Origin of the sequence: Streptomyces sp. NPDC006512, assembly GCF_040611935.1 — a bacterium.
In the GTDB taxonomy this organism is placed as follows: domain Bacteria; phylum Actinomycetota; class Actinomycetes; order Streptomycetales; family Streptomycetaceae; genus Streptomyces.
In genome coordinates this window covers 1-9,019 of record NZ_JBEXPG010000117.1, presented here as the reverse complement: position 1 = coordinate 9,019, position 9,019 = coordinate 1, and the positions used below count along the sequence as shown (strand labels likewise).

5 protein-coding genes are annotated in these 9,019 nt (G+C 76.2%); 3 read left to right on the top strand and 2 right to left on the bottom strand.

Annotation, left to right across the window (positions count from 1 at the left end):
• Nucleotides 1-95 precede the first annotated feature (95 nt).
• On the bottom strand, nt 96-419 hold the full coding sequence (locus ABZZ17_RS39405) for a nuclear transport factor 2 family protein (RefSeq protein WP_356884107.1): 324 nt from the start codon (nt 417-419) through the stop codon (nt 96-98).
• 199 nt (nt 420-618) lie between these two features.
• Here ABZZ17_RS39405 and ABZZ17_RS39400 point away from each other — a divergent pair, with 199 nt between their 5' ends.
• Nucleotides 619-5,142: a BTAD domain-containing putative transcriptional regulator gene (locus ABZZ17_RS39400; RefSeq protein WP_356884105.1), complete on the top strand. Its 4,524-nt coding sequence runs from the start codon at nt 619-621 to the stop codon at nt 5,140-5,142.
• Nucleotides 5,143-5,251: 109 nt separating this feature from the next.
• Here ABZZ17_RS39400 and ABZZ17_RS39395 read toward each other — a convergent pair whose 3' ends face one another.
• Nucleotides 5,252-5,428: a hypothetical protein gene (locus tag ABZZ17_RS39395; protein WP_356884103.1), complete on the bottom strand. Its 177-nt coding sequence runs from the start codon at nt 5,426-5,428 to the stop codon at nt 5,252-5,254.
• A gap of 280 nt (nt 5,429-5,708) precedes the next feature.
• Between ABZZ17_RS39395 and ABZZ17_RS39390 the strand changes: the two genes are divergently transcribed.
• Together ABZZ17_RS39390 and ABZZ17_RS39385 are read left to right on the top strand one after the other, a co-directional pair.
• Nucleotides 5,709-7,205 (top strand): helix-turn-helix domain-containing protein, encoded by a 1,497-nt coding sequence (locus ABZZ17_RS39390; RefSeq protein ID WP_356884101.1) that lies wholly within the window; start codon nt 5,709-5,711, stop codon nt 7,203-7,205.
• Between the two features lie 283 nt (nt 7,206-7,488).
• Nucleotides 7,489-9,019 (top strand): condensation domain-containing protein (locus ABZZ17_RS39385; RefSeq protein WP_356884099.1); only part of this gene is annotated, 1,531 nt, incomplete at its 3' end.

The window sequence follows — 9,019 nt, the reverse complement described above, 5'->3', positions numbered from 1 at the left end:
GTACGCGGGCTTCCGCCCGGCGCACCGAGAGCACGCACCAGACGCCGCAGGGCCGCCCTCCGGGCGACGACGGGAGTTTGACGACAGGCCCTAGGTCAGCGGTAGTAGCGGCGGCAGGCCCGGAGCATGCCCTCGGCCGAGAGGGTGAACACGTCCACGAACTCGCTCTGTTGGGGCGAGAGTCGGCCCATGACGACCACGCAGTCCCCGTCGGCGACGATCCGGTTGATGTGGTGGCGGACGCCGGGCGGCCGGGGACACTCCAGGTCGGTGCCGAGCGTCCCGCCGTGCAGGAGCGAGCCGTAGCCGTCGAGGTCGCCCGCGTCGAGGTAGTCGTAGGCGAGGCGCACGTGGTCGACCCCGGAGTCGGTGACGACGCGGCTGGGCGGTACCCGCCGCCCGGCGTGCCGACTGTTCATGGGCAGTCCTTTCGTACGGCCGCACCCCCTCCGGGTGCCGGCCGCTCCACGTTCCGCCAGGTCCGCAACTCGGGGCTATCCCTTGCCTATCACGCTTCACCACCACGCAATCTCCACACCATGGACAACCGGAGAGGTGTTCGGCGAGACTGGCCCCGCGCTCCATCCGTTCACTGGTGTGCCTCCAGCTGGGAGACTCATGACCGTTTCGCCCGGCGGGGTTCCGCACACCCCGGACACGGTGGTGTTCCGCATCCTCGGACCGTTACAGGTGACCGGCCACTGCGGGCCGGTCAGGATCCCACCGGGGCGGCAGGAGGTCATTCTGGCCGCCCTGCTGCTTGAGGCGAACCGGGTTGTGAGCACCGACTACCTGGTCGATCTGATCTGGGACGACGAGCCGCCGGACACGGCGCGCACGCAGGTGCAGATCTGCGTGTCGCGGCTGCGCAAGCTGTTCACCACGGCCGGGATCGCCGCCGCCATCACCACCCGCCCGCCCGGCTACGCCCTCAAGACGGAGGGCGACCTCGTCGACGCGGCGATCTTCGCCCGCCGGGTCGCGGAGGCGCGGGCCCTGGGGAAGCGCCGCGACATCGCCGGGGCGGTGGAACTGCTGCGCCTGGCCGCCGAGTTGTGGCAGGGGGACTGCCTGAGCGGGGTGTCGAGCGAGACCCTGCGCAGCAAGGCCCTCCAGCTGGACGAGGAGCGGCTGACGGCCGCCGAGACCCGGATCGACCTCGAACTCGACCTGGGCCGCCACCACCAGCTCGTCGGCGAGATCCAGCTGTTGGTACGGGTCCACCCGCTGCGGGAGCGGCTGCGCGGGCAGCTGATGCTCGCCCTGTACCGGTCGGGCCGGCAGGCGGAGGCGCTGGAGAGCTACCGCGTCGGGCGGGAACTGCTGGTGGAGGAACTCGGCCTGGAGCCCGGGGGCGAGCTGCGGCAGCTGGAGCGGGCCATCCTCTCGGGCGAGGTCCCCCCGGTCCCCCTGCCGGGGAAGGGGGAGGGCGCGGCTCTGCGGGGCGGGTTCCGGGAGACGGAGGCTCCGGGCGCGGGGTTCCGGGACGGGGCCGACGCCCCGGGGACGGGGTTCCGGGCGGAGGCTCCGGGAGGCGGGGCGTGGTGGTCGGGCCGGGAGTTACCGAGCCCGGGTGAAGCCGGTGCGATGGGCGCGGAGCTGCGGGATGCGGGCCGGGGGGCCGACCCGTCGGGCGCGGGATCGGTGGGCGCGGGATCGGTGGGCGCGGGATCGGTGGGACCGCTCGGGGCCGATGGCGGCCCGGCGGGGGCGCGGCCCGGCCAGAGCACGCCGGGAGCGGGAGCCGCGGGCGCCGGACGGCCGGGGTTCGGAGCCCCGGATGCCTCTGCGCCGGGTCCCGGACAGCAGGGTGCCGGCCCGTGGGGATCCGGACCGGTGCGCGCCGGCTCGGTGGACGCGGAACCGTCGGGCCCGGGTGAGAGCGGCGGCGGCCGGGAGGGCGCGCGGCCCGGCTCCACCACACCGGGCGCGGGAACTCCGGGCCCCGGCCCGTCGGATGCCGGACGGCCGGGGGCCGGACCGGCGGACGCGGGAGCGGCGGATGCCGGACGGCGGCCGGGGGGCGGACCGGCGCGCGCCGGGGCGGCGGGGCGGCCGTTGGGGGCGGGTGCGGAGACGGCCGGCCCGGGTTACGGCGGCGGGTCACGCTTCCCCGCTCTGCCGGGGCGGCCCGGCGGGACGACGGACGCCCTGGGCGGGGCCCTTCTCGGCGCGCTCCTCGCCGGGCCGACGGACCTCGGAACAGGCTCCGGGGCTCCGGAAGGTGGCCGCGACGGTGCCCTGGGCCCGGCCGGGACGTCCGCCGGGGGCTCCGCGGGTCTGGCCCTGCTCGGCCACGTCAGAGCGGGCGGCTCCCCGGGAGCGGAGTCCCGACCGGAGACCACCGCCGGGGTCCCTGACGGCTTCCCCGGCACCGAGTACGGACCGGACGCCACCGGCGGTCCGGGCCGCCTCCCGGGTGCGGAGTACCGGCCGGAGACCACCCACAGCCCGGCGGGCCGCACCGGTACGGATTACCCGCAGGAGACCCCCGGGGGCGCGCGGGGCTCTACTGGTGCGGAGTACGGACCGGAGACCACCGGCGGTCCGGGCCGCCTCCCTGGAGCGGAATACCGGCCGGAGACCGCCCACGGCCCGGCGGGCCGCACCGGTACGGAGTACCCGCAGGAGATCACCGGGGGGCCCGGGGGCTTCGCTCGTGCGGAGTACCGGCTGGAGGCGGCGGGCGGCGGCCTGCCTGGGGCGGAGTACCGGTCGGAGGGGGGTGCAGGCAGGGCGGAGAGACCCGGCGGGGCGTACGGCGCTTCCGCGCAGGGAGGTCCGTACCGTGAGGAGACGCCCCGTCAGCTTCCCGCCGACACCTCCGACTTCGTCGGCGACGAGGAACAGATCCTGCGCATCGAGGGGGCGTTGCTCGGCGACGGCACCCGGCGGGCCGTCGGGCTGGCCGTGATCGTGGGCAAGCCGGGCACCGGCAAGTCCACCCTGGCCACGCACATCGCCCACCGGCTCAGCGATTCCGCCTTCCCCGACGGGCAGTTGTACTGCGATCTGCGCGGCACCGGCACCCCGGCCACCTCCGGCGAGGTACTGGGCCGGTTCCTGCGGGCCCTCGGGATCCCCGGCCCGGTGATCCCCGAATCACAGGACGAGCGCGCCGAGATGTACCGGACCCTGCTCGCCTCCCGCCGGGTCCTGGTGGTGCTCGACGACGCCGCGTCCGAGAGCCAGATCCGGCCCCTGCTGCCCGGGAGCAACAGCTGCGCCGTACTGGTGACCAGCCGGGTGCGGCTCACGGGGCTGCCCGGCGCGCACCGCGTGGAGCTCGACGTGATGGGCACCGGGCACGCCGTGGAACTGCTGGTCCGGGTGATCGGCGCGGACCGGGTCGCCCGCGAGGGGGTCGCGGTCGAGGCGCTGATCCGCACGGTGGGCGGGCTGCCGCTCGCGCTGCGGATCGTCGCGGCCCGCCTCGCGGCACGCCCGCACTGGACGCTGGCCTCGATGGTGCACCGGCTCGCGAACGAACGGCACCGCCTGGACGAACTGACCCACGGCGAGATGACGATGCGGGCGAGCCTCTCGCTCACCCACGACGGGCTCGCGGCGGAGGACCGCCGGCTGCTGCGGCTGCTGAGCCTCGCGCAGGGGCCGACGCTGCCGGGCTGGCTGGCGGGGCCACTGCTGGACGATCCGCGGCCGTTCGCTTCCGACCTGCTGGAGCCGCTGGTCGACGTACAGATGCTGGACGTCGTCGGCATGGAGTCCACGGGCGGGTTCCGCTACCGCTTCCACGAGATCATCCGGGTGTTCGCGCGGGAGCAGCTCGCCGCGCACCACGACCCGGCCGACCAGCGGGCGGCGACGGCCCGGATGCTCGGCGGCTGGATGTCCCTGGCCGAGCAGGCCCACCGGCGCATCTACGGCGGGGACTTCACCGTCCTGCACGGCGGCGCACCGCGCTGGGAGCCGCCGGCGGGCTGTGTGGAGGAGCTGCTGGTGGATCCGCTGGAGTGGCTCGACAGCGAACACGCGAACCTGGTGCAGGCCGTGGAACACGCCGCCCGGGAGGGGATGGACGAGCTGTGCTGGGACCTGGCGGCGACGCTGGCCACCCTGTTCGAGGGGCGCGGCTACTTCGACGACTGGGAGCGTACGCACCAACTGGCCCTGGAATGCGTGCGGTCGGCCGGGAACACCCGGGGCACGGCGGCCCTGCTCGGCTCGCTCGGGGTGCTCTACCTGGGGCGCAGCCAGAGCGAGGAGTCGCGGGCGGCGCTGACCTCGGCGCTGGGGCTGTTCGAGGAGCTCGGCGACCGGCAGGGGCTGGCCCTGTGCCACCGCGACCTGGCGCTGCTGGAGCGGATGCGGGGCAACGAGGACCACGCGCTGACGCTGTACGACCGGGCGCTGCGGGATTTCGACCGGGCCGGTGACGTGGTGGGCCGGGCCATCGTCCTGACCCAGAGCGCGCACATCTGGATGCGGCGCGGGCAGACCTCGGCCGCGCAGAGCCGCCTCGACGAGGCGCTCGGCATCTACCGTTCGGTGGGGTACACGGGCGGCCAGGCGCGCACCCTGCGGCGGGCGGGACAACTGCTCCAGGGGCAGGGCGAGCACGAGCGGGCGGTGACCACCTTCACCGAGGTGCTGGAGCTGTGCCGGGACAGCGGCGACGTCATCGGCGAGGGGCACCTGCTGCGGGACCTCGGGCACGCGCACGCCGAGATGGGGAGGTGCGAGGCGGCCCGGGGGTTCTACGCGCAGGCGCTGTCGGTGCGGGAGCAGATCATGGACCAGGGCGGGGCCGCGCTGGTGCGCCTCGACCTGGCCCGGCTGCTCGCGGCGAGCGGGGGTACCGGGGAGCGGTCGCGGTCCCGGGAACTGCTGGAGAGCGCGGTACGGGCCTTCCGGGACCGGCGGATGGGGCCTGAACTGGCCGAGGCCGAAAGGCTGCTGGGCTCCGCTCCGACGGGCGGGTCCCCGGCGGGCAGGACCCCGGGATCCTTCTCGGGCACGCCGCCGACGGTGTCGGGGACGGTGGTGCCGGGGGCCGTGGTGTCGGGGACGGTGGTGTCGGGGACGGTGGTGTCGGGGACGGTGGTGTCGGGGGCTCCGCTGCCGGGGCCTGCGCCGGCTCCGGTACGCGCACCGGCGGCGGGCTCCGCCGCCGGGGTCTGACCGCCTTCGGGGCCTTCCGGGGGCAGGGGCGGGCGGCGGCCTGCCGGGGCTCCGGTGCGGGAACCGCGGTGGCCCGGGGTTCCGGTGCGGGGGCGCCGGGCGGGCGGGGTCAGTCCCACGGGTTGGTGTTGCTCGAGGCACCCGGCGCCGGGACGGCCTGCGGGCCGGCGGCGCCGACGGAGGCGCCCGCCGCGCCGTCCGCCTGGGCGGCCTGGGTGCCGAGGACGGCGGCGCCGGCGAGGGCGACGGTGACGAACGCGGTGCGCAGGGCGTGGGTGACGGTCATGTCGGGGTCCCTTCGTCGGTGCTCCCCGGGGGTTTCCGGGGCGCTTCCTTCTTCTGGACACCAACGTAGGAACGGCCGGAATCCCCGGACCGGCCCCGCCCCTATCCCCGCGCTATCACGGACCGCTCGCGGCTTTCTCGAGCGCCGATAGGACGGGACGGGCGAACGCTGTTCGCCCGGTGATGCCGACGCGATAGCGCGCTGCCCAGGATGGGGAACAGGAACCGGGCCGTCACCCCAGGCCCCGCCGTTCTCCCTCACCGTCCCCGGGAGCACCCGCATGAACACGGATACGCACACGGACACGAGCACGGACCGGCACCACGGCGCCCCCGCGGGGCCCGCGCAGGAAACCTCCCGGGTGGGGGCGTTGATACGGGCCCACAGGCTGCGGATCGGGCTCACCCAGCGGGAGCTGGCCGACCTGTCGACGATCAGCGTGCGGGCCATCCGCGATCTGGAGCAGGGCCGGGCCAGACGGCCCCGGCCGGACACCGTGCGGCTGATGGCCGACGCGCTGCGGCTGGGGCCCCGGGCGCGGGCCGCGCTGGAGGCCGCCGCCCAGCAGGGCCGTGGCGGCGGGTCGTACTGGGCGCAGCCGCCGGCGCCGCCGACCGCGCTGCACGCGATGCCGGGGCGGGACGCCGAGACGGCCGTGCTGGAGCGGGAGCTTGTCTCGGGCGCCGAGCGGCTGGTGCATCTGGTGGGGCTCGGCGGGGTCGGCAAGACGCGGGTGGCGCTGGAGGTCGCCGAGCGCGTGCACGGGGCCGGCGTCCCGGTGCTGTGGTACGGCTTCCCCGGTGCGTCGGCCGACTATCTGGCCCACGGCGAAGGGGAGTTGTCGGACCGGGTGGCGGGGGCCGTGGCGGAGTTGTGCGGCGCGCCGGCGGCGGGCAGCGTACTCCCGGCCGGCCCCGGCGAGCCGGCCGGTACGGGCGGGACGAATGGGACGGGTGGGACGGGTGGTGCGGGCGGGGCCTCGGTCCTGGCCGGGCCGCCCGGGTTCGGGGTGGCCGCGCTGGCCGAACTACTGGGTGAGCAGCGGGTGTTGCTCGTCCTGGACGGGGCGCCGGCGGCTCCGCCCCGGTACGACCGGCTGACCGGGCTGTTGCGCGCCTGCCCCGGCCTGCGGCTGCTGGTCACCTCGGACCAGCCGTGGGAGGTACCGGGCGAGCGGATCTTCCTGCTGGCCCCGCTGGAGGTGCCGGCCGAGGGCGCGGCGGATCCCGGAGCCCCGGCCGTCCGGGTGTTCCTGGACCACGTACGGCGCGTGCGGCCCGAGTTCAGCCCCGGGTCCGTCGACCTGGAGCAGGTGGCGTGGCTGTGCCGCCGCCTCGACGGGCATCCGGGGGCCCTCGCCGCGGCCGCCTCGTGGATGGTGGTGTGCGATCTCGCCACCCTGTGCCGCAGCCTCGACGCCGATCCCGTCGCGCTGCTCGACCACCTCGGCGGGGGCGCGGGCGCGGACCGCTTCCGGGTGACCCTGCACCAGCGGCTGAGCCGGCTGCCGGCCGGGGCCCGGGACCTGCTGGACGCCCTCTGCGCGCAGGCCCCGGAGCCCGGGCCGGGCCGTGACGGGGCCGAGTTCACGCTGGCCGGCATCACCGCGCTGACCGGCCGCGGCCTGTCCGACTCGGGCCGGATGCTGCGGGAGCTGCTGATCGCGGGCGCCGTACGGGCCGCGCACGAGAGCGGCGGCTCGCGGTTCAGGGTGCTGGGCCTGGTCCGCGCCGCCGTCCGCCCCAGCTCCTGCCCGGCGGCGGCCGTCGCCCCCTGACGGCCCGCCCCGGCACGTCCCATCGCCGACGCGCCGCAGGCCGGGGGCGTCCCCGCCGTCCCGGACCCCCTGGACGACGTGCGCCGCGCCTTCGCCGGGCACGACCGGATCGCGGGCCGGCGCGGGTTCCGCCGGTACCGCCGCCCAACTGCTGCCGGAGTGCCGGAGCAACTGCCGCCCGGGCCGGTGGGCCGCGGGTTGTATGACGTACGGCCGGACCACCGCCACCGGGCGGGCCCGGGTCTCCGCACCACCCACACCACCCCTCGCGAGGAGCATCCGCATGTCCCCCACCGCGTCCGAACGCAGCAGCGCGCACGGGCCGGCCGCTGTGCGGCTGCCCCTGTCGGCGGCGCAGCGCGACATCTGGATGGCCCACGGACTCGACGCCACGGGCTGCCGCTACAACATCGGGGAGTACCGGGAGCTCGCGGGGCCGCTGGACGCGGAGCTGCTGGCCCGGGCCTGGCGGCAGCTGGCCCGCGAGGCGGACGTCCTGCGGATCCGGGGCACCCGGGCCGACGAGGACGGCGGGCTGTGGCAGCTGCTGCACCCCGAACCGGAGGGCCGGCGGCTGGAGTCCGTCGACTTCGGCGGCGCGGCGGATCCCGTCGGGGCGGCCCGCGCCTGGATGACGGGGGAGCTGGCCCGGCCCTTCGACCTGGCGGACGGCTGGCTGACCCGGCACGCGCTGCTGAGGGCGGGCACGACGGCGGACGGGGAGCAGCGGTGGTTCTACTTCCACGCCTTCCACCACCTCGTGATCGACGGCATGGGCGTGGCCCTGCTGGACCGGAGGCTGGTCGAGCTGTACGAGCGGGGGGCCGCGGGCGAGCCGTGGGGGCCGACCCCGTTCGGCGCGCTGGCCGACGTACTGGAGGAGGACGCGGCGTACCGGGCGTCGGACGGGGCGGCCGAGGAGCGGGCCCACTGGGCCGGGCACCTCGCGGAGCTGCCGCAGACCCCGCGCCTGGGCGAGGGCCGCTCGGGCCGTACGGCGCCGGGCGCGCTGCCGTTCGTCCGGCGCACCGCACTGCTCCCGCCGGAACGGGCGGAGCGGTTGCGGGAAGTGGCGCGGGCGCACCGGGCGCCGTGGACGATGCTGGTGATCGCGCTGGTCGGGGCGTACGTGCACGCGGTTTCGGGGAGTGCGGAGCCGGTGCTGGGGCTTCCGGTGACGGGGCGGCGCACCGATCTGGCGCGCCGTACGCCGGCCATGCTGTCGAACGTCATCCCGTTGCGGGTGCCGGTGCGGGCGGACGGCACGCCGGGCGAGCTGCTGGCGACGGTGGTCGCCGAGGCGCGGCGGGGGCTGGCGCGTCAGCGCACCCGGTACGAGGACATGTGCCGGGACCTGGGGCTGGGTGAGACGGAGCGGCGGATCACGGCCCCGCTGGTGAACATCATGGCGTTCACGCCCGGTATGCGGTTCTGCGGTCTGCCGACGACGCAGCACAACCTGAGCAACGGGCCGGTCGAGGACCTGGCGGTCGGGGTGTACGACCTCGGGCCGGAGGGCGGGCTGCGGATCGACTTCGACGCGGCGCCCGAGGTGTGCGACCTGGAGGCGGTGGCCGGGCACCAGGACCGCTTCCTCCGGTTCGTGGAGTCGGTGCTGGAGTCGCCTGAACAGCCGCTTTCAGAGCTGGAGTTGCTGGGTGAGGCGGAGCGGCGTCAGGTCCTGGACGAGTGGACCGGGACCCGTACGGAGACCGGCGGGGCCACGCTCACCGACCGCTTCGAGGAACAGGCCCGCCTGCGCCCCACCGCCCGCGCCGTCGTCTTCGGCGCACAGGAACTCACCTACCGGGAAC

What these genes read in the sequence shown, in the direction of transcription:
- ABZZ17_RS39405 (WP_356884107.1), bottom strand. Translation starts at nt 419, where the DNA reads ATGAACAGTCGGCACGCCGGGCGGCGGGTACCGCCCAGCCGCGTCGTC.
- ABZZ17_RS39400 (WP_356884105.1), top strand. Translation starts at nt 619, where the DNA reads ATGACCGTTTCGCCCGGCGGGGTTCCGCACACCCCGGACACGGTGGTG.
- ABZZ17_RS39395 (WP_356884103.1), bottom strand. Translation starts at nt 5,428, where the DNA reads ATGACCGTCACCCACGCCCTGCGCACCGCGTTCGTCACCGTCGCCCTC.
- ABZZ17_RS39390 (WP_356884101.1), top strand. Translation starts at nt 5,709, where the DNA reads ATGAACACGGATACGCACACGGACACGAGCACGGACCGGCACCACGGC.